The sequence below is a fragment of the Pedobacter sp. WC2501 genome (genome assembly GCF_052682415.1).
On record NZ_JBQZFI010000001.1, the window covers coordinates 2,700,834 to 2,722,948 of the forward strand.

Genomic DNA, 22,115 nt, shown 5'->3' on the forward strand with positions numbered 1-22,115 from the left:
CCCGTTTAAATATAAAGGCTTATGCTAATGAAACGCAGGTTAAGTATCATGTGCCATAATTATCGGTGTTAATCTGTGTCTCCGTGGCAAACAATTACTGTCTTTGATTAATCCTTTTCCCCTTTTTTATCCCCAATTTTTTTTACACTAAATGTAAAGTAATGTTGGTAGAGGTAGCTGAAAAGCGCCATTAAGACTGAAACCAGTATTCTCGAAAGCATTGCCAAAGTTGGGTAATCTCTCAAAAGTTCCAGCAAAAACTTCAATAAAACATAGTTTGCCAGTATGTTTATAAACTGGAGGTTTAAAAACCTGAAAAGCTGAACCCTTCCCTTTAATTCACTATGTGTAAATATAACATATTTGTTAAGTAAAAAACTGGTTGGAATAGCAATGATATAATCTATTAATAACGAGGCCGTTTCCCTTTGTAGCACAATTACCCCAAAGTTTACCTCCTCAGTTTTAAAGATGAAAAAGTAAGCAAAATAATAACTTAAAATTCCCAATAACAAGGTGCTGCCACCAGTGGCCATGTACCGGAAATTATGTATGGAAATAAATTTTTTAAATGGAGGATGAAAAAAATCTATGACGGCTAAAATGGCGTTACGCATTACTTAAAATTGTTCGTTGTTATTTTTGGGCGCAATTTACAATTAAATTTTTATTGCCGCCGTAATTAGATCATTTAAGCTTTTTATTGATTATTGGTATAATATGCCGGTTGCGCAACAAAATCAATCACCGCACACCAGGTGTAGGATGGATGTGGCTGGATGCTCACCCCAACAGTGTTCAGTTTGTACTTTTGATCGAGCAAATTAAATCGGTGACCAAGCGAAGGCACACCACAATCTAACAATAAATGGCAGACAATATCCAAACTGTTCGAATAACCAAAGTCAATATTTTCACTCATTGCTTTATTGGGGAAATATTTCGATAAACGTTTCGAAAATTTATCGCCATTGCTGCTTTCGTGGGTATCGAGGTTATTTCTGTTCAGGTCCTGGGCATGGCTACGGCTTAAAGCGGTCAGTTTATCATCAGGATAAAATACCTGCAGATTTTTTATGCCCCTCAAATGCTTTAATAGAGAGGTATAATAGCTATTATTGCGGGTAATCCGCAATTCGTTATAGTTTCTATATTGCTTTACTTTAGCGTTATAGTTGTTAATGTAATCTTCTAAAAATGTGTAATAAAACTTTTCGCCATCGATGCGGATCAGGTTCATATACATCACCACATTTTTCTCTTCGTTGGTTAAATAAGAAGCATTTGCTGCGGTATTTGCCCTGCGGAATTCCGCATCTGTCCATTTTTGAGCATTTGCAGATGTAACAAAAATTAAAAATAAAAGGGTAGGTAGAAGTATTTTACGCATCTGATGGTTTTCATGGATAACGCCATTTGATGCAGATTATTTTCTGGTTGGGGATTTAGGCGGTGTTTAGCGCACAGCTTTTTGCGGTTAGCGTTGATAAGCTACAACAAAAAATAACCACAAAGGCACCAAGACACAAAGAAAAATAACCTTCGTGTCTTGGTGCCTTTATGGTAAAAAAGCCAATGGATTATAAGAACATCCCGCCAGAAGCTTCAATGCGCTGTGCATTAATCCATCTTGCATCTTCGGTACATAAAAATGCTACTACACCGCCAATATCGTCTGGTAAGCCTACACGACCCAAGGCTGTGTTCGAAGCAATTCCGGCATTAAGTTGACCGTTATCGCGTACCACGCCACCGCCAAAATCGGTTTCTATAGCACCGGGAGCAATAATGTTCGATCTGATTCCTCTTGCACCCAATTCTTTAGCCTGGTATTTTGTTAAGGTTTCCATGGCACCTTTCATTGAAGCGTAGGCCGCATAACCTGGGGTTGCAAAACGTGCCAGCCCGGATGATACATTAATGATTCCGCTACCATCATTTAATAACGGTAAGGCCTTTTGGGTTAAAAAGAAAGCTCCTTTATAATGGATATTTACCAAGGCATCAAATTGTTCCTCAGTAGTATCAGCAAATGATGCGTGGATCCCAATCCCGGCATTATTGATCAGGAAATCGAATTTTTCTGCATTAAAAACAGATTTTAATACGCTTTTAACTTCTGTAAAAAAGGCATCAAAAGTTTTAGAATCGCCAACATTTAACTGTATTGCTGCTGCTGGTACACCGAGCGCTTTTATTTCATTTACTGTTTCTTCTGCTTCCTCTTTTTTGGATTGATAGGTAACAATTACACCAATTCCTTTTGCGGCAATTTTTAATGCTGCGTTTTTTCCCAGTCCGCGGCTACCACCTGTTACCAGGGCAATTTTATTTTGTGTTTCCATTTTCTTTTTATTTGTTAAACAAAATTAAATGGGAATTGGCTGTAAAAATGGTGACAGCTTAAGTAAAAATGGTGACAGCTTAAGTTTTATGTGGTGACAATTTCCTTATTGGTCGCTAAAGACTCGAAATAAGTCTCCCGATATTGTTTTGGTGTTTGGCCAGCGAAGTGTTTAAAAAACTTGGTAAAGTTAGATGGATCGTAAGTTAGTGTCCTTGCAATTTCGGCAATAGGCATACTTACATTCTGTAACATTGATTTCGAAATTTCCATTAAACGCTCTTCGAAAAAGAAACATGGCGAATGTCCGGTAGCGGCTTTAATGGTATTGCTTAGGTGTGTAGGATGAACGTGTATAAGCTCGGCAAAATCTCTTACTTCAAACATTTCTGTAGCACGGCCAGATACGATGTCGTCAAGGTGTTTATCTAATTCTTTTAAATAATCTGCCGCAATTTCATGTCGACGGGCAAAAAACTTCTGTGGAATTTTCATATAAATGATTTTGATCGGTAAACAAATATACCATTCGGTTAAATGAATATGAAATCATGTAATTGACATCTGGCTTTTTGTGACTGAATGATTACTGGCTAAAAAATCTGTCAGAACAAAAGCCGTTGATCGCTAAATCAACGGCTTTATATTTATATTCTTCAAAAATGCTTTTACAATTTACTAAAAGGTAAATCAAAAGTTCCGTCTGTAATATTTACTGTGGTGTTTATGGTAGTATTCTGGTTGCCACCACTGAAGAAAAATGTTCCTTTCAACTTATTTCCCGTTTCGCTTGTAATAACCAATGTGCCTGCATCTGCATAAAATGAACCGGTTTGGCTTTGGTCTTTCATATAAACGCCGGTTCCGTCCTTTGCTATATCGTAAGTGCCTGCACCATTGTATCCGGCTATCGAAATAATCAGGCGTTTATCACCATTTACGGTTGTAATGGTTAATAATTTGCCTAAAGGAGAATTTATAGATGCCGCTTCGCCAGTAAAGCCAATCGCAGTACCATCTACTTTTGCATTTAAATTGTTTGTACTGTTATTCGATTCAGGGATTTTTGCTGGTACTAAACTAATGTTAAACTGGCCTTCGCTAATGGTTTTAGTGGCTGAAGTTACATAATTATGTCCTTTAAATTCGAAAGTACCTTTAATGTATTGATCAGTTAAATAGCTTGTAATCTTAATTGTACCATTGGAGGCACTAAGATAAGCGTCTTGGAGTCCTAGATTATTTGGAAGATAGGTAGCTACATTACTATCGGATAAAGTATATGTACCCACTCCCTTAAAATCACTGATCACTAAACTAAAACCACTGGTTAATTTATTACCCAAAATCTGGACAGTTGTTTTTCCACCGATCGCATAAGTTTGAGCAGTGGCTATTGTACATTGCAATAAAATACCATCAACTTTTCCGCTCATGGATGATGAATCCCATTCAGGATGATAATCAATTTCTTTTTTACAGGATGAGATAATGAGGAGGCATACCAATGCCAATATGGATAATTTAAAAGGTACTTTCATGAGCGCTAATTTGTTATGGTCAATAAATTTATGCGAAGATAATGAATTTAGGTAAGCGCTAATGAAAGGCATGCAGTTTTTTAACGTATTTTCTGATCCTAAAGTAATACCAAAACGATTATCGGCTTTAGAATCTATTAAATGATCTATCTCATAATTTCCGGCAGCTATCTTAGCGGTTGATTCGCTTAGCGGTTGATTCGGTAAAAGTTTATTGTAGTGTCCGCCTAAATCCATACTTTATACATAAAAAAGTCGCAGGGGTAAAACCTGCGACTTGATAAAACAGTCGTCATCTCGACTGAAGCATCGCGGAATGGAGAGATCTATCTCGAGGCAGATCTCTCGGCTTCGTTGCTCTCCGCTCGAGATGACGGATTTATACTTTTATGCCAACAATGCCTTCCAACTGGTAGCCTTACCTATGATTTTTCCTAAATCGGCAATGGCTACACGTTCCTGCTCCATGCTATCCCTGTGGCGAATCGTAACCGTATTGTCTTCTAAGCTTTGGTGGTCAACCGTGATACAGAAAGGTGTACCTACTGCATCCTGACGGCGGTAACGTTTACCAATCGCATCTTTCTCTTCGTAAATACAGTTGAAATCGAATTTCAGTTCATCTATAATTTCGCGTGCTTTTTCCGGTAAACCATCTTTTTTGGTCAATGGGAAAATGGCTACTTTGTATGGAGCCAAAGCAGGGTGTAAACGCAATAAAGTACGGCTATCCTGTTTATCTTCGGTGCTTAAATCCTGCTCTTCAAAAGCATTAATCATGGTTAACAGGAACATGCGGTCTAAACCAATCGAGGTTTCGATTACATAAGGAATGTAATTACCATAAGGTTTACCTTCTTCATTTAAATCGTTATCAAAATACTGCATTTTCTTGCCAGAAAACTCCTGGTGCTGTTTTAAATCGAAATCAGTACGGCTGTGGATCCCTTCAACTTCTTTAAACCCGAACGGGAATTCGAACTCAATGTCAGTTGCTGCATTGGCATAGTGTGCCAGTTTCACGTGGTCATGGTAACGGTATTTTTCAGGAGCGGTACCTAAAGCTTTATGCCATTTTAAACGTGCTTCTTTCCAATATTCGAACCATTTTGTGTCTTCACCCGGGCGAACAAAAAATTGCATTTCCATCTGTTCAAATTCGCGCATACGCATAATAAACTGACGGGCAATTACCTCATTTCTAAAAGCTTTACCAATCTGCGCAATACCGAAAGGAATTTTCATCCTTCCTGATTTTTGAACGTTGAGGAAGTTAACAAAAATACCCTGAGCGGTCTCCGGACGAAGATAAACTTCATCACTGCCCTCAGCCATGGCTCCAAACTGTGTGCTAAACATCAGGTTAAACTGACGTACATCTGTCCAGTTTGACGTTTTAGAAATCGGGCAGATTACTTTATAATCAACAATTAAATCTTTTAGCTGTGCTAAGTTTTCAGATTTAAGTGCAAGGTTCATTTCTACTTCAAGCGCTAAACCTTTTTTTACAAATCTCCAGCTTGCTTCATCAACAAATGGATATTTTGAATTATCTAAAATGGTCGCCTCATCTTTAAAACTTGGAATCCAGGCAGCTTGTCCTTCATCACTTAAACCCAATATCTCTTGTTGAAACTCCTCAAATCTGACTTTGTTTTCTGCGCTGAAACTGGCTAATTCCGAATATAATTCGTCAATTTTATTCTCTAGTAACTGGTCGGCGCGGTAACGTTTGTTTGAATCCTTGTTGTCAATCATCGGATCGTTAAAACCATCCACGTGTCCGCTGGCCTTCCAAACCTTAGGGTGCATAAAAATTGCAGAATCAATCCCCACAATGTTTTCGTGCATCTGCACCATAGCTTTCCACCAATAGGTTTTAATGTTGTTTTTTAATTCCGCACCTAATTGGCCATAATCGTAAACAGCACTTAAGCCATCATATATTTCGCTGCTCTGAAATACAAAACCGTATTCTTTAGCGTGTGATATTACATTTTTAAATTGTTCGTCGTTATTCTTTTGAGCCATAATGCAGCAAAGATAATAAAAAGGCGGAGGGTTTAAAGATATAAGGCTGAAGGTTTTTGATGAAGCTAAAACGGACTATAAATTTGAGAATGTTGGAGTTTAACTCAAGTGTCCTTAGGTGGCTCAGGTGGTCAGACAAGGCGAAAGCCCCTTTGGCTAGTCAGCTTATATGCTCTTAAATTTCTTATATGGTTCAAAATAACAAGAAAGCAATAGTTTGCTTATTGGTTCAAGCGTTTCTGCTTTTCGCTTTACTTAGTTACACTCGTGCTCGCTGCAATCACGTTTATGTGCCAAACGTAGCGCGATTAATGTTCTAAACGAGTTTAAATGATATAAATTGATTAACATTAACATTCCATTTTACCGCTTCCATCTTCCATTTTTTCCTACTTTTGAAGCATGAAATTCCATCATTTGCTATTTTTGGTTATTGTTGCAGTTTTTACCTCATGCAAACCAGAAGAAAAAACACACCACTATATTAAATTTAATACACCTTCGGAATTATATCAATTCTTAAAATGGTCGCCAGAAAACCGTTTTCCATTAATCAGTGCCCATCGCGGAGGCCCAATGCCTGGTTTTCCTGAAAACTGTATCGAAACATTCGATAATGCCACTACTTATAATCCGGTAATAATTGAATTTGATATTGCTTACAGTAAAGATTCCGTCATGGTGATCATGCACGATGATCAGCTCGATCGGACTTCTACAGGGAAAGGGCCAATTGGCAATTATACCTACGAGGAGTTGAAAGCATTTAGCCTGAAAGATGATGAAGGCAGAGAAACAAAATTTAAAATCCCCACTTTGGATAGCGTACTGAGCTGGAGCAAGGGAAAAGTTTTGTTAACCATCGATTTGAAAAAAGGCGTTTCTTATGCAAAAGTGATTGAAAAGGTAAGGCAATATAAAGTAGAAAGTAATTCAATTATCATCACTTATACTGCCGATCAGGCGAAAGAAGTGCATCAGTTGGCGCCTGATTTAATGATTTCTGCATCTGTTCAAAAGAAAGCCGAATTGAAACGCTTAAATAATATTGGTATTCCCAATAACCGGATTGTAGCTTTTGTTGGTGTTTCTGCTCCAGATAAAGAATTATATGAATACTTACATAATAAAGGTATTACCACTATTTTAGGCACTATGGGGAATATTGATAAAAGTGCCATTGCCAGTCCGGTAAAAAATGTTTATTATCATTTGGTTAACAACGGTGCAGATATTTTATCGGGTGATAATTTACAACAGGCATCAGATGAGTTGGATAAATTTAGGTATAATAAAAAAATAAGTTCACCGCATATTAATTAACTACGGATGGAAAGGATGAACTCAGATCGGTTTAACCAATTATGAAATCTGTGTGAATCTGTGCAAATCTGTGGTAAAAAATACAAAATGAGTATTTCAGTTAAAAATCTTTGTAAACATTACGATAAGCAAAAAGCGGTCGATTCAATCAGTTTTGAAGCTAAACCAGGTCGTATTTTGGGTTTTCTGGGGCCTAACGGAGCTGGTAAATCTACCACTATGCGTATGCTTACCGGTTATTTATCGCCTACATCTGGTGAGGCTGAAATTTCCGGTAAAAGCATTCTTACTGATGCTATTGAAGCTAAAAAACATATTGGCTACCTTCCTGAAAATACGCCACTCTATACTGATATGTATGTAAAGGAATTTTTAAACTTTGTTGGTGAAACGTATAAACTTACCAATTTATCGGCAAGGATTGACGAAGTCATCAAATTGGTAGGCTTAACACCAGAACAGCATAAAAAAATTGGGATGTTATCGAAAGGATATCGCCAAAGGGTTGGTCTGGCCCAGGCGATCATTCATAATCCAGCGGTTTTAATTTTAGATGAGCCCACTTCTGGTTTAGACCCAAACCAACTGGTCGACATTAGGCAACTGATCAAAACACTCGGCAAAGCTAAAACGGTTGTCATTTCTACCCACATCATGCAAGAAGTTGAAGCCATTTGTGATGACATCATCATCATTAACAAAGGTAAAATTGTAGCAAGCGATTCACTTGAGGGGCTTAAAAAAGCGCATCAACAACAATCATTAGAAGATATTTTTAGAAAATTAACCGCTTAAATTCATGCATAGCCTAAAAATCAAAATTATACTTATAGCTTTTATATTTTTAAGTCCGATACTTTTAAAAGCTCAAAACAGCCCGGGCATTGGTATTGCAGCCGAAATCGGTTTACCGTCAGGCAATTTTTCTAACCTTTCAGGAATTGGCTTAGGTGCATCAGTAAAAGCCGATCTTCCGGTTGCAGAAAATTTTGCCATAACATTAAATGCAGGTTTTATGAACTTTTTTGGCCGAAGGAACCAACTTTTCAATGTGCAGGATTTAACTTATATTCCTGCAAAAGCCGGACTGAAATACCAATTGAGTGAAAGCTTTTATGCTGAAGGTCAATTGGGAGCTGCTTTACCCTTAAATAAGGAGCAAAAAACCTTATTTGCCTGGTCGCCCGGTATTGGTAATCAATTCAAACTTTCAGGAGGAAATAAACTTGATTTAGGGATCCGATACGAAGCATGGACAGGTAGAAACAATATTGCCGGTTTAAACAAATCCGATAGTAAAGGATTTGTGGGCATCAGGTTTACCTATGTGTTTGGCTTGTAAGTTACGCTCAGCGATTCTAAGCCCGGTAACCTAACGAAAAAATATTTCTTAACTTCGGCATTTAAATTTAACTATGTACGCAGTTTTTAAACGCGAGTTATTCAGTTTTTTAAGTTCGATGGTAGCATACATTACCATTGGCATTTTTCTGTTGGTTTCTGGTCTGTTACTATGGTTTTTCCCTGATACCTCAGTGCTTGATTATGGTTATGCCGAGCTTGATGGTTTTTTCAGTTTGGTACCTTATCTTTTCATGTTTCTCATTCCCGCCATTACGATGCGCTCTTTTGCTGAAGAAAGGAGAGAGGGGACTTTTGAACTTTTAATTACCCGGCCGATCCAAATCTGGCAGATTATTGTGGCAAAATATTTAGCGAGCCTGGTTTTGGTATTATTTGCCTTAATCCCAACCTTAGTCTATTATTATAGTATCTCAAAATTGGGTTTTCCTGAAGGAAATATCGATTCAGGATCGGTTATTGGCTCCTATATCGGTTTGTTTTTATTGGGTGCTACCTTTACATCAATTGGTATTTTCTCATCTGCATTAACTAAAAATCAGGTTATTGCGTTTGTTATTAGTGCGGCATTATGTGCATTTGCTTTTTTAGGTTTCGATTATAGCAGTCAGATTGCCGCATTTCAAAGTATGGAGAATATCATTCGCAACTTAGGCATTAATCAACATTATACTTCGATAAGCCGTGGCGTTTTAGACACCAGGGACCTGATTTACTTTATTTCCTTTTCGGTACTTTTTTTATTGTTCACCAAATTAATAACAGGAGGTAAACGATAATGAAGCTGAAAAATAAGTGGATTAATTTGATCATCGTAATAACGTCACTGATTATTTTAAATGTTGTTGGGCAGTATGCTTTTCATCGTTTTGATTTTACTGCCGATAAACGTTTTACGCTGAGCGAAAAAACAAAAACCTTACTGCAGAAAAATGAAAAACCGGTAATGATTACTGTGTTTTTAGCTGGAGAATTACCACCTGCGTTTAAACGCCTACAAGCTGCGGTGTCGGATATTTTATCTGATTATAAAGCTTATGCTAAAACCGAAGTTAAAGTGGTGTTTGTTGACCCCATAGCAGGGCTTAATCAGGCTGATCAGGATACAGTAATCAATAATTTGTACGAAAGAGGAATAGAAGCAACTAATTTAAGCGTTAAAACAGAAAGTGGGTTAACGCAGAAACTCGTATTTCCGATGGCCATGATGGAAAGTGAGGGTAAGGAATTCCCCATTAAACTTTTTCAGAATTTAGATACCCGTGGGAATTACGAAGACAATATCAACCGCGCTATTGAAAATCTGGAGTATATTTTTACTTCAAGTTTAAAGAAGGTACTTTCGGGTGATAATCCAAGGATTGGCTTCTCGGAATCAAATGGCGAACTCTCTGATTTGCAAATGGCAGATGCCATTCACACGCTATCCAACAGTTATTTAGTTGGCCGTATTGATTTAAATAGTATTGATAAGGCTGGGCTAGATAAACTGAAAATGCTCATTATTGCCAAGCCCAGGAAACCCTTTACAGAAACTGAGAAATACAAAATCAACTATTTTGTAATGAATGGCGGGAGGGTACTTTGGAGTATCGACCAGGTAAATGCCGAATTGGATAGTTTGCGTGGAAAAAGCGGACAGATGGCTGTTAATAGTAATCTGAACTTGGATGACATGCTTTTTATGTATGGTGCAAGGATCAATTATAATATCATTGCTGATCCGGCGAACAGTGCCGAAATTCCGGTTTCAACAGGCGTTGTAGGCGGACAGAACCAGATGCAACTATTGCCCTGGATTTATTATCCTATTTTATTGCCCGATGCGGCTGAAAGTCTGGTGAAAAAGCTGGATGGGGTAAAATCTGAATTTCCAAGCTCGGTAGATACTATCGGGGTTAAAGGTGTGAAAAAATCGTACATCTTAAATACTTCTCCTTACAACAAAGTATATAATGTGCCGAAATTGTTTAGCTTGCAAATGGTAAGCGAACAGTTAGATCCGCAATCTTTCCAAAGTAAACCGCAACATGTTGGTTTGATGCTGGAAGGTCAATTTCCGTCGGTTTTTGCCGGGCGCCCCTTGCCAGCTACCATTATGCAGCCTTATGCCTTGGAAAGCATTAGCAAACCTGCTAAAATGATCGTGATAGGAGATGGTGATATTTTTAAAAACCAGGTATCAGCGCAAAACGGCACGCCCTTTCCATTAGGTTTCGATCGTTATTCGCAACGTACTTTTGGCAATAAGGCTTTATTGCTCAACATTGTTGATTATTTTACGGATAATGATAACTTAATTGACCTACGGAATAAAGAAGTGAAAATTAGATTGTTGGATAAAGCCAAAATTAAGCTCGAAAAAACAAAGTGGCAGCTGATAAATGTTGTGGCGCCTTTGCTATTGTTAATATTCTTTGCAATTTTTCAACATTATTACCGCAAATACAAGTACGCTAAATAATTTTTATATTTTTGAAGAAGACTAAATAACATCATGAGATTTATTGTATCCACATCAACTCTATTAAAACACTTACAAACCGTAAATGGTGCATCAAGCAGCAGTACGGTTTTGCCTATATTAGAAAATTTTCTCTTCGAAATTAAAGATGGAAACTTAACTATCTCTGCTACCGATCTGCAAACCAGCATGACAACTGCTTTGGCTGTAGAATCAAAAGAAGAAGGTAAAGTAGCTGTTCCATCTAAAATTTTATTAGATACACTTAAAACATTACCAGATCAACCGATCGCATTTAATATCGATGATAGCACTTTCGCGATCGAGATCAGCGCCGGAGATGGTAAATATAAATTAAGTGGTGAAAATGGTGATGATTTTCCGAAGATTCCTGTCGTAGAAAACGCGTCTTCTGTAAATTTACCGGCATCAGTTTTAACTGAAGCCATTACAAAAACTATTTTTGCGGTAAGTAATGATGAGTTGCGCCCGGCTATGACAGGTGTATTCTGTCAGTTATCTCCTCAGCACATCACCTTTGTAGCTACCGATGCCCATAAATTGGTGAGATATCGCCGCATGGATAGCAAAGCAGATAAGGCAACCTCATTTATTCTTCCGAAAAAGGCCTTAACACTTTTAAAGGCTGCTTTACCTTCAACAGATATTAATGTATCAGTAGATTATAATGCAACAAGCGCTTTCTTTAAGTTCGAAAATATCAACTTAGTGTGTCGTTTAATAGACGAGCGCTATCCTGATTATGAGGCAGTAATTCCAACCAATAATCCGAATAAGCTAATTATCGATAGAAGTTTGTTTTTAAATACCCTTCGCAGGGTGGTAATTTTTGCCAATAAAACGACGCACCAGGTAAGATTGAAAATTAGCGGAAGTGAATTAAATATCTCTTCTGAAGATTTGGATTTTGCTAACGAGGCACATGAACGTTTAAGTTGCCAATATGATGGTGAAGACCTGGAAATTGGCTTCAATGCACGCTTTTTGATCGAAATGTTAAGTAATTTAAGTGGTGATGAAGTTACTTTAGAACTTTCTACGCCAAATAGAGCAGGACTTTTAATTCCGCAAACCAATGACGAAAATGAAGATGTTTTAATGTTGGTGATGCCTGTGATGCTAAACAATAGTTACTAAAAAAAAACTAATTCATTAGTTTTAATAAGAAAATGGCTTGGTTTTTGACCGAGCCATTTTTTGTTTTTAATCAACCAAACACAAACTAATGAAAATCTATAACAACCTCTCGAAACTACTGCTTTTGTTCATTGTCTTATGCAGTACAGGTCTTTCATCCTGTAAAAAGAATAATCCAGGTGAAGTAGTTAATGGCGAGGCCAAGTTAAAAATGGTCAATGCTTCGCTTGCCGAGGACCATCAGGATTTTTATTTAGATAATGAGAAACTAACCACTGCGGCTTTAGCTTTTGGCGAAACGAGCGAATATGTAAAAATACCTTCTGGCAACAGAAGTGTTTCTTACACCGGAGCAAATAATACGGGTACAGATACTTCATTAAACTTTACTCCATCTATTACATACACTACTTTTTTGGTGACCAATAAAAAGGGCGAACTGGAAATTGTTAATTATGAAGATAATCTGAGTAATACAGAATCAGACAAAGCGAAAATTAAACTGATCAACCTTACACCCAGTTTTGCTACAGGTATAAATGTTATGGTGCAGGGAGGCACACAATTCGTTAACGGATTGGCTTTTAAAGAAGCATCGAATTATTTTACAGTAAGTGCCGATGTAAATTTAAGATATTCAGTAGTAGGCTCCGGTAGTATTAAAACGATTGAGAGCACAAGTTTGGTAGGTGGTAAAATTTATACAATCTGGTTTAGTGGTACTACCGCTGCAACATTAACCGCACATATCATTACCGATAATTAATTTCAAAGTTTAATATGCTTTCTGCTATCTTTACGTTTTATTAGCATTGGCAATTTATATGAAAAATACAGTATTGTTTTCCAGGATATTCCTTTTTTTTGCATGCACTTTTTTAATCAGCTCTTGTATCAAAAACAATAATTTCATTAAGGGAGATGCGAAAATCCGTTTTTTTCAAGCGGCTTCAACCGATACCACTCAAAATTTTTATTTAAATGGGATACAGATTGGAGCCTCGGTAGCCTATAATACAAATACAAGTTATGTTGTTATAGCTGGCGATTCTGTTTTTAATATCTCAAGCAAAAATATAGGCACTGGTGTAGATGCTACTTCTTTGGCGAATCAGGAATTTAAAATTGGTCAAAATTATTCTGTTTTTTATTATAAAGACAAAACTGGCGGTCCTGCAAAATTGAAAGTTTATACGGATGATGTAAAACCAGATCTTGATTCAGCTAAGTTAACTTTTTTGAACCTGGGTTATACACTTGGATCTAAAGTTGTGATTACAGATAGTACAAACACAGCTAATCCAATTGAATCTTCAATTGACTATGGTGAGATTAAGACTTTTAAAGTAAAAGTTAATAAGATCATGAAGTATGCATTTAAATTATCTAGCCCTACAGCGACGAATCCACCACCTGCGGTAACACGTTTAGATTCTCTGACGATTAATAATGGAAGAGTTTATCTGATCTTGTTTGATGGTGATAAAAAAGGTGAGCTTAAAAACCGGATCATCTCATCCAACTAATTATTTATTATTACTATTTTAAGTATTAATCGCTTTACTATTCATACTTTTGCCCAAAATCAGATACATTGGAATTACTACATCAGCTTTTAGATTTTATTCTCCACATTGATGTTCATTTAGCCGAAATTGTTAATGAATATCGTACCTGGACCTACCTTATTTTATTCCTAATCATTTTTGCAGAAACAGGTTTTGTGGTTACACCATTCCTTCCTGGCGATTCATTACTTTTCGCGATGGGTGCATTAATTGCAGGCGAACATGAAACTGGTTTAAATATCTGGATTATGCTCCTTATATTAATTGTGGCAGCGATTTTAGGAAATACAGTTAACTATAAACTGGGAACTGTTTTGGGCGCCGGGGTATTTAAAGAGAAAAACAAAATCTTAAAACTTAAATATTATCACCAATCGCATGAATTTTTCGAAAAACATGGTGGTAAAGCCATTATGTTGAGCCGGTTCTTGCCGATTTTCCGGACAATTGCTCCTTTTGTTGCTGGTATAGCTAAAATGCCATTTGGCCGTTTTATGTACTATAATATTATTGGTGGTGTAACCTGGATTTTCGCGTTATTAATTGGTGGTTACCTATTAGGACAGATTCCGGTAATCAAAAATAACTTCGAATTAGTCATCATTTTTATTGCTGTAGTTACTTTTGTTCCTGCTATTTGGGCTGCCGTTAGAAGCCGCTTAGAGCCTAAAAAGGTTGAAAAAATTATTGAAGGAGAAGATCCCAAATCATAACTAAAGTTCCCGGCCGATAAGTTTGCCATTTTGGTATTTCTTTTCGGTTTCTTTTTCTTCTTTTTGTTCATCTGGCAATATTTCGGTTTTAACCAGGTTTTTAAGTACTGGCTGTCCGGCATCTACCCAGGCAGAATACCAGAACGAACCTGTGGTTAATATGGCAGCACGCATCTGCTTTTCGACCATATTGTTCATCTTATCGTGATAAGCCTTTGAATATTCTCTGGAGTATTGTTTGAGCACCGTATTGTTACGTTCTGAAAAACTATATTTTTGCCTGGAAGGAAATGATGCATTTAATTCCGCTTCAAAACTTAGAACGGTATCAACCAGACTATGGGTATGTTTAAGCACTTTCCAGATTTCTTGCAATGGGTTTTCGATATAATCTGCTTGTCCTACAACAAAATTGTAATTTGTAGAAAACAGTTCTGGCAAACGGCTTTCCCAAAAAGCGTGGATGCCAACTTGATTGGTAAGTTGCCCGTTATGGTTTGCAGTACTGTGTAAAGGAACGTGTGCATCGCCAATGTAATGACCCAGATCTGCAGAATATTTTAAGATTTTTACTGAATCGTGCATTTTAAAGGCTTTAACTAAACTAAAATAGCTACGCTGTATTTGCCAGGGGATAATACCATCGGTGTTCAGCTTTTTCAATCCATATTTAGCCAGGGCATCATCCCATTTTTCAGGAATGCTATCCATATTTTTCTCATAATTTTCCACATCCAGGTAATGTCGTGGTGCTTCAAGGGTGTCAGCATACCTCCGTTTATCCGGGTCAACAGCGTGTTCGGTAATGTATTTGATATTCTTTTTATAGAAACCGATCATGTCAGAAGGCAAAGTGAAAACAGCAAGATTGTTTATCCTTTGATGCGCAAAGAAGCCCCAGGAGGTACAAAGAAATATAGGGATGATTAACGCGGTTAAAATCGTTAATCTTTTCATATCCTAAGATAAAAAAAAATATTTATTATTTGTCCTGATTTAAACTTAAGTTAATTTCATTCCGGTCGATATTGAAAATTTCTGATCCGATGTTATTTAACTTTTCACTGAAGGGCTCAAATCCATGATCTATAATATAATTTCTTTCCTTTTCAGTAATGGGCACCATCCATAATATATTCACCTGACTATCACGGTAATTTTCAAGCTGTATATCGGGTAAGTGATTCAGATGTTTCACCAGTACTACCGATGTCATTTTTGTACGTTTAAGAATATTAAAAGTGACGGTGTGGCCGTTCCCAAGCCAGGAAATTCTCTTCCATGGAATGCTTGCCTGTCCACTGATCCAACTGCCAATAAGGTTAAGTTCTGCCTGAGACAAACCTGCATTTAAGAGCAAGCCCAATTCTATCCTGTTTATCTCATTAGGGTCTTCGCTATACATTTCAGCCACAGGCATGGGTAGTAACGATAGTCCGACAGTTACAAATACATCCTTAATCTCTCCTTTCTTCAAAAATAAGCCTCTGGGCGGCCATTCGTTTCCATCTATTGTAAAATATTGATCACTTTTACCTAAATTATCTTCATATTGCTGGAGCAACTGAGGTTGAATCATTTGAAATGGATTAATTTCCTGATCCCACAATTGCCAGTATTCTTTCGATTTTCTAACCCTTTCTAACAAGATATTAGAAGATTTAAGTTCCCAGCAATAATCTCCTTCGCCAACGCAGTCTCTGGCATAACCTGAGAAACCATTCATGCCTGCCCAGGATGGGATGATGGCAATAACTTCTCCCTTTTCCATTAAAGCAGCACCATCACCTTCCTCAAACCAGACAATTTCCAAATCATCTGCTTGCAGAGGTATTTGTCCTTGGGGGAACCTGCAGTACGCTTTGATTAACATTGGCGGAATCCCTTCTTCCATTTGTTTTAAATCTGCATTTATCGGGGCTTCATCCAGATTTCTGATCCAACAGGCTTTAACTCCGAAATCGGAATCTTCATCACCCCACAAATAAAAATAAGCAACTTGATTATCCTGCTCCACAATAGCGGTAATCGGACAAGCTGGACTTCTCAATTCCATGAGTACTTCTGGTTTTTCCCTTTTAGGAGCGTCTGAACCAAATAACTTTTTTAATAAACTCATCTTTAATCTAAATCTTAATTCTTCAACATTTTAAATGAAAACCAGCCCAATAGCCCAATAATCACTACCATTAGTACCCAAAGCCAGGCTTTATTTTCGAATAATGGTTTTTCTGTTTTTATGGAGTAAGCCGGGTTTTGCTGTTCCGCTCCAATGTTTACGCTGGTTAAATCAACTGGGATTTTATTTTCGAATTTTTCAATTTCATAAACAGGATTAGTTGCCTTTTCATTACCATAGTATAGGGCATATTCACTTTTTGGCTCATCAAAGCGGGCAATAATTTCGGAAATGTTTCCTTTTAACTGTAAACTACTTAACCGTAATGGTTTATTGTCGTTGTTTTGGATAGTAATTTTTAACCTGGATGTAACGGTATTCTCAAAATTGAATGCCGTTTCTTCCAAAGAACTTATTGTGCCTTCATAAAGATTCGCATAATTGTACTGAATGCCTTTGTCGGTTTTAAAACTATCTGTTGCATATTCAATTTTGATCGGACGGTAAAAATCGAAATCGCTTTGTGCATTCAACTTTAGATAGGATAAGGGAACCGGAGTGTTTAGGGTTACATCAACAACGGTTTCCTTTTTGGATAGATCGTTTTTAACATCGAAAGATTTGTATCGAACCTCTTTATAGGTTCCTTTTATGGTATCTGTTTTTGAGATTTTTGCCTCCAATAATTCAGGCTGTATGGGACTTTTTACCGCAACCCTAAAATATTTATATTTCGAATCAGGAAAATTCAATTTGGTAAACTGGTAATCTGTATCGTTATTTTTGATTGATAAAATTCGGTAGTCTGATAAGATGGCAAACCATTGTTTGTTATCATTACTCCCTTCAAGGGTCACTTTCCAATCGAAGTTGTCTTGTTTGAAAGCTAGTTTAATCTGGTTAATTAAGTTTATTCCTGGCGATTGAAAAGTATAATAATAACCATTTGGATTCGTGCTTTGGTTAATCTGTTTAAATGTAATATCATTTGTAGTTACCTTATCTGCACGCTGTTTTAACAGGTAAGGCACTTCTATGGTATCTTTTCCATTAATGCCAAAAATCCTTAAATCTTCGAAACCTGCATTTGCTTTTTTATATAAATCATCTGGTAGCGTCATTTTATGCCAGACCGTATTAACGCCGGTTATACTCCGTTTAAATTTATATGTATTGGTTTGTGCATTTGCGATACTGGTACAAAGCAAAAGCAAGCTAAATAGTTTAATTTTCAATTTGAGCATCATCTATAATTAAATGTTTGTATTTATTGTAAAGGAAAGAAATGATGAGCAATAATACCCCTAACGACACAAAAACTATGGTTTTAGAAATTGTGCTTAAAGAATAAATATCGTACAAGAAAAGCTTTATCAATGTTATTCCAAATAAAACCATAGCCCCAATGCGTAAGTATTTTTTGTTTTTGGCCAAGCCCATGCTAATTAAGAATAATGAAAAGATACCCCAAAGGATGCTCAATCCGAGTTTATAACTTCCTTCTGAATGTGATAATTCTAAAATGTTGATCAATTCGCTGCTGACGATCCATAAAAGGGAAACATAAAGTAAAAAATCGAACATCATTTTCAAATCCCTTTTCAACAGCCCTGAACGTTGCAGTTGGTTGCACTGTATAATCAGTAAAGCAAAAAAAGCAATTGCCATATACCTGGTACAGGTATTAAGTGAGCCAATACTAAAATATTTACTTTCAGGAAGTAAATAGGCATCTCTAAGCTCGCTTAAGTTATAAAGTCCGAATGTTAGAAACGCTATGATAACCAGAAGATTAATCAGAAGGTTAGCAACAGCAAGTTCGCTGTTTTTTAGTTTTTTAATGTTCAGATAACTTAATGCTGAGGCAAAAAACAGGGTGTAAATATAAATCCATGCTGTTTTTAAAGTCAGGTAATTATAGTTGTATTCACTGCTTGAGTCATAAAACTTTGATTTTGGATTAAGGTTAATCTTGCTCAATTCGAATAGGTTGTTAAAGTATTTAGAGATCTCGATCCTAAAAGTAATGTAGATTACAAAAACCAGAATAGCGGGAATGGAATAACTAAGTATCCTTCTCATCCAGATCCATTGTACAGGCTCGTCACTTTCTTTTTTGCTGATACTGAACATCCAGAAGAAGCAGGCAATAAATATGCATGCGGTTAAAAAACCTACATTAAGGATTGGTGTAATTACAGTTGCATTTCCATTGTAGATGTCATAATAAGTTATCCAATCTTCCAGCAGACTAAAAAAGGCAAGGAATATTAATGGGAAAGATAATTTTTCGTAAATAACAATCTTTTTTACCCGAGCTAAGTAGAACAGCACTGCGGCCTCTACCACCCAGAAAATGGTTACCCAACCGCCATCTAACTGAACAGGAACAGCCATGGTAATAAAGGTGATCACCATTGCCAGAATGAGATAAAAGAGGTTTTTATCTGCAAGATTTTTCTTGTAAATAATTAAGCTCACCACAAAGTGGATCACGGCGTTTGCCAATGTAAACAAACCTAATAATTCAATACTGTTCCTATTGTCTGATAATATTAGATAACCTATCCCGTAGTATACAAATGAATTTAAAAGTAAGATGACCACATCGCTAAAGCCAAAAACCTCTTTTTTGCTTACTTTATAGGCCAGGTTGGTAATGTAAAAAATGAGGAAAAATAGACTAGAAAATAATAATGAGATGCTAAAATAATCGTTTTTACTGCTTAAATCTAGGCGCCAGGCAGAAAAGATGATCCATGTTAAACCGAAAGAAGCATAGAACAGGGGTTTCCAGTATTTTTTGAAACTGAGTACCAGGATCCCGATATTGATAATCGCCATATAAGTAAACAAAACACCAACCTTGCCAGAGCCATCGCTCAATAAAAATGGGACAGCATAAGCGCCAACTAAACCAATATGGGCGATAACCTGTTTGTTATATTTAATTGCTGCAACAACGGTAAATGAGGTAAATACAACCATTAAAGCAAAGGCCAGTGCCTGCGGAATTAAGGCATAGAAATCGTAAGCTGCATAGGTAATAAAATACATAATCGCAATCGCACCGCTAACCAATACAGCTGAAAAATTTTCATATTTAGCTTTAAGCTTAATGGCAAAAGCCATTAAACCTACACTGACAGCGTAACCCAAAACAATTCTTGTAAGTGGACTAATCATATCGTGATCAATGGCATATTTGGCACCGATTGCTACACCGATAATTAAAATCAGGATACCAATTTTGCTGATCAGGTTTTCTCCTATAAACTTCTCGAAATCAGATTTAACCATGTTTTCGCGCTTAAATCTATCAGCGAAATTAGGTTGCTTTTGGTTTGCCGCAGGAGAGATAGGCGCAGGGGTAGGTTGCGGTGCAGCCGAACGTTGCATGGCAAAGTTAGGAGGTGTATTTCTTGCTGGTGGTGTAATTATTGGCTCAGGATTTATTGCTGGAGGTATAGGCACTGAACCTGGCGATTGCAGCGCCCTAACCTCGTTTTTTAAAGCCTGAATTTCGGCTTCAAAGCTTTGTTGCCTGAGCAATAAGTTTTCCAGCTTAATTAATAGCAGATTTAATTTTTCGGAATTATCCATTCTATATTTTGTACTACGTATTTTTACTTTACTAATATAGGAATGTTATTTTATAAGGGGAGGAATATAATAAATGAGGTATTTTACCGCCTTTGCCTGGCAATAGGTCGGTATAAACTTCCCTAAAATAGGAGAGGAGTACGAAATGCTGAGGCAAAATCAGCTTGTATTATTGAGGTTTATAGTTTAACCCTTTTGCTATGTTTTACAAGATAAATCAGCTCCCCTCCTTATCTTCAAGGAGGGGTTGGGGCAATGTCATTAAGTTAGGTACCGCGGTCGTCAGTCTGAGCGTAGTCGAAGACTTTTTGAGATTGATAAAATGCAAATAAATGCCCTTCGACTACGCTACCATTGACGTTATTTTGTAAATCATTATTAATCAGTGTTTTAATTACTTTAGTATTTCCGCCCAGCTAGGCCATAGCACGATATCCCCGTTCTACTTAAATCCGGCCTAACAAATTTTTCGGGCTGTACTGTCCAAGCCAACCTACTAGCTTCGAAAGAAAAATTTTCAGCCGGCAGTTTTTGTTTTTTCATATGTGTTTATATTTTTAATGGCATTCAAGCTAGCTTCGCTGGTCTTTTTGATGCCAAAAAGAAAGAGCCCTTCGGCGGCGGCGAGCCGAGGCAAGACCGCGCCTTGGGACAAGAGAAGACAATTATACGTCACTCATATTGATTTTAAACAATTAATTAACCCTCAGTGTGACATCTTTTTGAGATTTATATCATTAACGTGATGATATTGGGGTGGCTTTTTGTTGGATTTTATGCACATTAAATTAATTCACTGATTTTACAGCAAAAATTCTTTTTAATGATTTTTTTGTAAAACAAAAACGCTACTTATTTCTTTAAAGCTTCGCGTACTTTTGGAGCAATTTTGCTTCCGAATAACTCTATCGATTTCATCATTGCGGCGTGAGATGGTCCGCCAACATCCATATGGGCAGAGAAACGGGTTAAACCAAAAGTTTCTTCCATTGCCAAAATTTTATCTACCGATTCGTTTACATCGCCAATAATTAAGGCTCCGCTATTGCTTCGGCCAGCGTCGAACTGGTTACGTTGATAAGGTGCCCAACCGCGTGATTTACCAATCCTGTTCATCTGGGCAGAATAAAGCGGATAATAGTAATCTGCAACTTCATTACTGTTTTCGCCAAATAAGGAATGCATATGAACGCCTACTTCGAACTTGTTCATATCATGGCCATAGGCCTGGTACACTTTTTTGTAATAATCAAAAAGTGGTTTAAATTGTATAGGCTGACCTCCGATAATGGCAAACATTACAGGTAAGCCTAATCTACCAGCGCGTTCTACCGATTCTGGTGTTCCTCCAACGGCTACCCAAATTTTTAAGTTATTATTTACGGCTCTTGGCAACACTTCCTGATTATTCAGTTCTGCTCTGAATTTACCTTTCCAACTAATTTTGGTTTCCTTATTTATTTTAAGGAGTAATTCAAGCTTTTCTTCATAAAGTTCGTCGTAATCTTGTAAGTTATATCCGAACAGGGGAAACGATTCAATAAAGCTGCCACGACCAGCCATTAATTCTGCTCTTCCGTTCGAAATTAAATCTATCGTTGCAAAGTTTTGATACAGTTTAACGGGATCAGATGAACTTAAAACCGAAACTGCACTGCTTAATTTAATGTTTTTAGTTACTGTGGCTGCAGCAGCCAGTATAATTTCAGGACTGGATACGGCGTAATCAGGGCGATGGTGTTCGCCAATGCCATAGAAATCTAAACCAACTTCGTCCATTAGTTTTATTTCTGCTATAATTTCCTGAAGTCTTTGCTGGGCGGGTTGAATTTCTCCCTTTGCATTGATCTGGAGATCGCCAAACATTCCGATACCTAATTCCATAGTGT

20 protein-coding genes are annotated in these 22,115 nt (G+C 37.0%); 9 read left to right on the top strand and 11 right to left on the bottom strand.

The annotated features are described in order from the left end of the window. Positions 1 to 107: 107 nt before the first annotated feature. The 6 genes from ACUN24_RS11575 to ACUN24_RS11600 all read right to left on the bottom strand — a co-directional run bounded on the left by ACUN24_RS11575 (position 108) and on the right by ACUN24_RS11600 (position 5,916). Positions 108 to 617, bottom strand: a complete 510-nt coding sequence (locus ACUN24_RS11575; protein WP_445562614.1) for a GtrA family protein — start codon at positions 615 to 617, stop codon at positions 108 to 110. Positions 618 to 700: 83 nt separating this feature from the next. Next, positions 701 to 1,390, bottom strand: a complete 690-nt coding sequence (locus tag ACUN24_RS11580; RefSeq protein WP_445562615.1) for a CAP domain-containing protein — start codon at positions 1,388 to 1,390, stop codon at positions 701 to 703. A gap of 190 nt (positions 1,391 to 1,580) precedes the next feature. Beyond that, a complete protein-coding gene (locus ACUN24_RS11585; protein WP_445562616.1) occupies positions 1,581 to 2,345 on the bottom strand; it encodes an SDR family NAD(P)-dependent oxidoreductase in 765 nt (254 codons plus the stop codon). Between the two features lie 86 nt (positions 2,346 to 2,431). Next, positions 2,432 to 2,839, bottom strand: coding sequence for a helix-turn-helix domain-containing protein (locus ACUN24_RS11590; RefSeq protein WP_445562617.1), 408 nt, complete (start codon positions 2,837 to 2,839; stop codon positions 2,432 to 2,434). Positions 2,840 to 3,012: 173 nt separating this feature from the next. After that, positions 3,013 to 4,122, bottom strand: coding sequence for a DUF6252 family protein (locus ACUN24_RS11595; protein WP_445562618.1), 1,110 nt, complete (start codon positions 4,120 to 4,122; stop codon positions 3,013 to 3,015). A 150-nt stretch (positions 4,123 to 4,272) separates the two neighbouring features. Further along, the gene (locus tag ACUN24_RS11600) at positions 4,273 to 5,916 is read right to left on the bottom strand and encodes a glycine--tRNA ligase (RefSeq protein WP_445562619.1); all 1,644 of its coding nucleotides are present in this window, start codon (positions 5,914 to 5,916) and stop codon (positions 4,273 to 4,275) included. A gap of 402 nt (positions 5,917 to 6,318) precedes the next feature. Here ACUN24_RS11600 and ACUN24_RS11605 point away from each other — a divergent pair, with 402 nt between their 5' ends. The 9 genes from ACUN24_RS11605 to ACUN24_RS11645 all read left to right on the top strand — a co-directional run bounded on the left by ACUN24_RS11605 (position 6,319) and on the right by ACUN24_RS11645 (position 14,504). Further along, entirely contained in the window at positions 6,319 to 7,239 is a 921-nt protein-coding gene (locus ACUN24_RS11605; RefSeq protein WP_445562620.1) for a glycerophosphodiester phosphodiesterase family protein, read from the top strand. 87 nt (positions 7,240 to 7,326) lie between these two features. Beyond that, positions 7,327 to 8,034 (top strand): ATP-binding cassette domain-containing protein, encoded by a 708-nt coding sequence (locus ACUN24_RS11610; protein WP_445562621.1) that lies wholly within the window; start codon positions 7,327 to 7,329, stop codon positions 8,032 to 8,034. 4 nt (positions 8,035 to 8,038) lie between these two features. Beyond that, on the top strand, positions 8,039 to 8,581 hold the full coding sequence (locus ACUN24_RS11615) for a hypothetical protein (RefSeq protein ID WP_445562622.1): 543 nt from the start codon (positions 8,039 to 8,041) through the stop codon (positions 8,579 to 8,581). A 73-nt stretch (positions 8,582 to 8,654) separates the two neighbouring features. After that, positions 8,655 to 9,380, top strand: a complete 726-nt coding sequence (gene gldF, locus ACUN24_RS11620; RefSeq protein ID WP_445562623.1) for a gliding motility-associated ABC transporter permease subunit GldF — start codon at positions 8,655 to 8,657, stop codon at positions 9,378 to 9,380. Beyond that, entirely contained in the window at positions 9,380 to 11,065 is a 1,686-nt protein-coding gene (gldG, locus tag ACUN24_RS11625; RefSeq protein WP_445562624.1) for a gliding motility-associated ABC transporter substrate-binding protein GldG, read from the top strand. Before gldF ends, gldG begins: the two co-directional genes overlap by 1 nt. Before the next feature lie 33 nt (positions 11,066 to 11,098). Next, positions 11,099 to 12,223 (top strand): DNA polymerase III subunit beta, encoded by a 1,125-nt coding sequence (dnaN, locus tag ACUN24_RS11630; RefSeq protein ID WP_086545224.1) that lies wholly within the window; start codon positions 11,099 to 11,101, stop codon positions 12,221 to 12,223. Positions 12,224 to 12,311: 88 nt separating this feature from the next. Beyond that, the gene (locus ACUN24_RS11635; RefSeq protein ID WP_445562625.1) at positions 12,312 to 12,989 is read left to right on the top strand and encodes a DUF4397 domain-containing protein; all 678 of its coding nucleotides are present in this window, start codon (positions 12,312 to 12,314) and stop codon (positions 12,987 to 12,989) included. A 58-nt stretch (positions 12,990 to 13,047) separates the two neighbouring features. Next, the gene (locus ACUN24_RS11640) at positions 13,048 to 13,749 is read left to right on the top strand and encodes a DUF4397 domain-containing protein (protein ID WP_445562626.1); all 702 of its coding nucleotides are present in this window, start codon (positions 13,048 to 13,050) and stop codon (positions 13,747 to 13,749) included. A gap of 68 nt (positions 13,750 to 13,817) precedes the next feature. Further along, positions 13,818 to 14,504, top strand: coding sequence for a DedA family protein (locus tag ACUN24_RS11645; protein ID WP_445562627.1), 687 nt, complete (start codon positions 13,818 to 13,820; stop codon positions 14,502 to 14,504). Here the strand turns inward: ACUN24_RS11645 and ACUN24_RS11650 are convergent, their stop codons facing one another. The 5 genes from ACUN24_RS11650 to ACUN24_RS11670 form a co-directional block, all read right to left on the bottom strand. Next, positions 14,505 to 15,461, bottom strand: a complete 957-nt coding sequence (locus ACUN24_RS11650; RefSeq protein ID WP_445562628.1) for a zinc dependent phospholipase C family protein — start codon at positions 15,459 to 15,461, stop codon at positions 14,505 to 14,507. Between the two features lie 25 nt (positions 15,462 to 15,486). Next, the gene (locus ACUN24_RS11655; protein WP_445562629.1) at positions 15,487 to 16,623 is read right to left on the bottom strand and encodes a suppressor of fused domain protein; all 1,137 of its coding nucleotides are present in this window, start codon (positions 16,621 to 16,623) and stop codon (positions 15,487 to 15,489) included. A 14-nt stretch (positions 16,624 to 16,637) separates the two neighbouring features. After that, entirely contained in the window at positions 16,638 to 17,870 is a 1,233-nt protein-coding gene (locus tag ACUN24_RS11660; RefSeq protein WP_445562630.1) for a DUF3999 family protein, read from the bottom strand. Then, the gene (locus ACUN24_RS11665; protein WP_445562631.1) at positions 17,848 to 20,226 is read right to left on the bottom strand and encodes a DUF2339 domain-containing protein; all 2,379 of its coding nucleotides are present in this window, start codon (positions 20,224 to 20,226) and stop codon (positions 17,848 to 17,850) included. The genes ACUN24_RS11660 and ACUN24_RS11665 overlap by 23 nt, the downstream gene beginning before the upstream one ends. Before the next feature lie 852 nt (positions 20,227 to 21,078). After that, positions 21,079 to 22,110 carry an Atu2307/SP_0267 family LLM class monooxygenase gene (locus ACUN24_RS11670; RefSeq protein WP_445562632.1) on the bottom strand — a complete coding sequence of 344 codons (1,032 nt, stop codon included), beginning with the start codon at positions 22,108 to 22,110 and terminating at the stop codon, positions 21,079 to 21,081. Positions 22,111 to 22,115 lie beyond the last annotated feature (5 nt).

What these genes read in the sequence shown, in the direction of transcription:
- ACUN24_RS11650 (WP_445562628.1), bottom strand. Translation starts at nt 15,461, where the DNA reads ATGAAAAGATTAACGATTTTAACCGCGTTAATCATCCCTATATTTCTT.
- ACUN24_RS11580 (WP_445562615.1), bottom strand. Translation starts at nt 1,390, where the DNA reads ATGCGTAAAATACTTCTACCTACCCTTTTATTTTTAATTTTTGTTACA.
- ACUN24_RS11640 (WP_445562626.1), top strand. Translation starts at nt 13,048, where the DNA reads ATGAAAAATACAGTATTGTTTTCCAGGATATTCCTTTTTTTTGCATGC.
- gldF (WP_445562623.1), top strand. Translation starts at nt 8,655, where the DNA reads ATGTACGCAGTTTTTAAACGCGAGTTATTCAGTTTTTTAAGTTCGATG.
- gldG (WP_445562624.1), top strand. Translation starts at nt 9,380, where the DNA reads ATGAAGCTGAAAAATAAGTGGATTAATTTGATCATCGTAATAACGTCA.
- ACUN24_RS11655 (WP_445562629.1), bottom strand. Translation starts at nt 16,623, where the DNA reads ATGAGTTTATTAAAAAAGTTATTTGGTTCAGACGCTCCTAAAAGGGAA.
- dnaN (WP_086545224.1), top strand. Translation starts at nt 11,099, where the DNA reads ATGAGATTTATTGTATCCACATCAACTCTATTAAAACACTTACAAACC.
- ACUN24_RS11635 (WP_445562625.1), top strand. Translation starts at nt 12,312, where the DNA reads ATGAAAATCTATAACAACCTCTCGAAACTACTGCTTTTGTTCATTGTC.
- ACUN24_RS11615 (WP_445562622.1), top strand. Translation starts at nt 8,039, where the DNA reads ATGCATAGCCTAAAAATCAAAATTATACTTATAGCTTTTATATTTTTA.
- ACUN24_RS11590 (WP_445562617.1), bottom strand. Translation starts at nt 2,839, where the DNA reads ATGAAAATTCCACAGAAGTTTTTTGCCCGTCGACATGAAATTGCGGCA.
- ACUN24_RS11605 (WP_445562620.1), top strand. Translation starts at nt 6,319, where the DNA reads ATGAAATTCCATCATTTGCTATTTTTGGTTATTGTTGCAGTTTTTACC.
- ACUN24_RS11665 (WP_445562631.1), bottom strand. Translation starts at nt 20,226, where the DNA reads ATGGATAATTCCGAAAAATTAAATCTGCTATTAATTAAGCTGGAAAAC.
- ACUN24_RS11595 (WP_445562618.1), bottom strand. Translation starts at nt 4,122, where the DNA reads ATGGATTTAGGCGGACACTACAATAAACTTTTACCGAATCAACCGCTA.
- ACUN24_RS11660 (WP_445562630.1), bottom strand. Translation starts at nt 17,870, where the DNA reads ATGATGCTCAAATTGAAAATTAAACTATTTAGCTTGCTTTTGCTTTGT.
- ACUN24_RS11670 (WP_445562632.1), bottom strand. Translation starts at nt 22,110, where the DNA reads ATGGAATTAGGTATCGGAATGTTTGGCGATCTCCAGATCAATGCAAAG.
- ACUN24_RS11585 (WP_445562616.1), bottom strand. Translation starts at nt 2,345, where the DNA reads ATGGAAACACAAAATAAAATTGCCCTGGTAACAGGTGGTAGCCGCGGA.
- ACUN24_RS11600 (WP_445562619.1), bottom strand. Translation starts at nt 5,916, where the DNA reads ATGGCTCAAAAGAATAACGACGAACAATTTAAAAATGTAATATCACAC.
- ACUN24_RS11610 (WP_445562621.1), top strand. Translation starts at nt 7,327, where the DNA reads ATGAGTATTTCAGTTAAAAATCTTTGTAAACATTACGATAAGCAAAAA.
- ACUN24_RS11575 (WP_445562614.1), bottom strand. Translation starts at nt 617, where the DNA reads ATGCGTAACGCCATTTTAGCCGTCATAGATTTTTTTCATCCTCCATTT.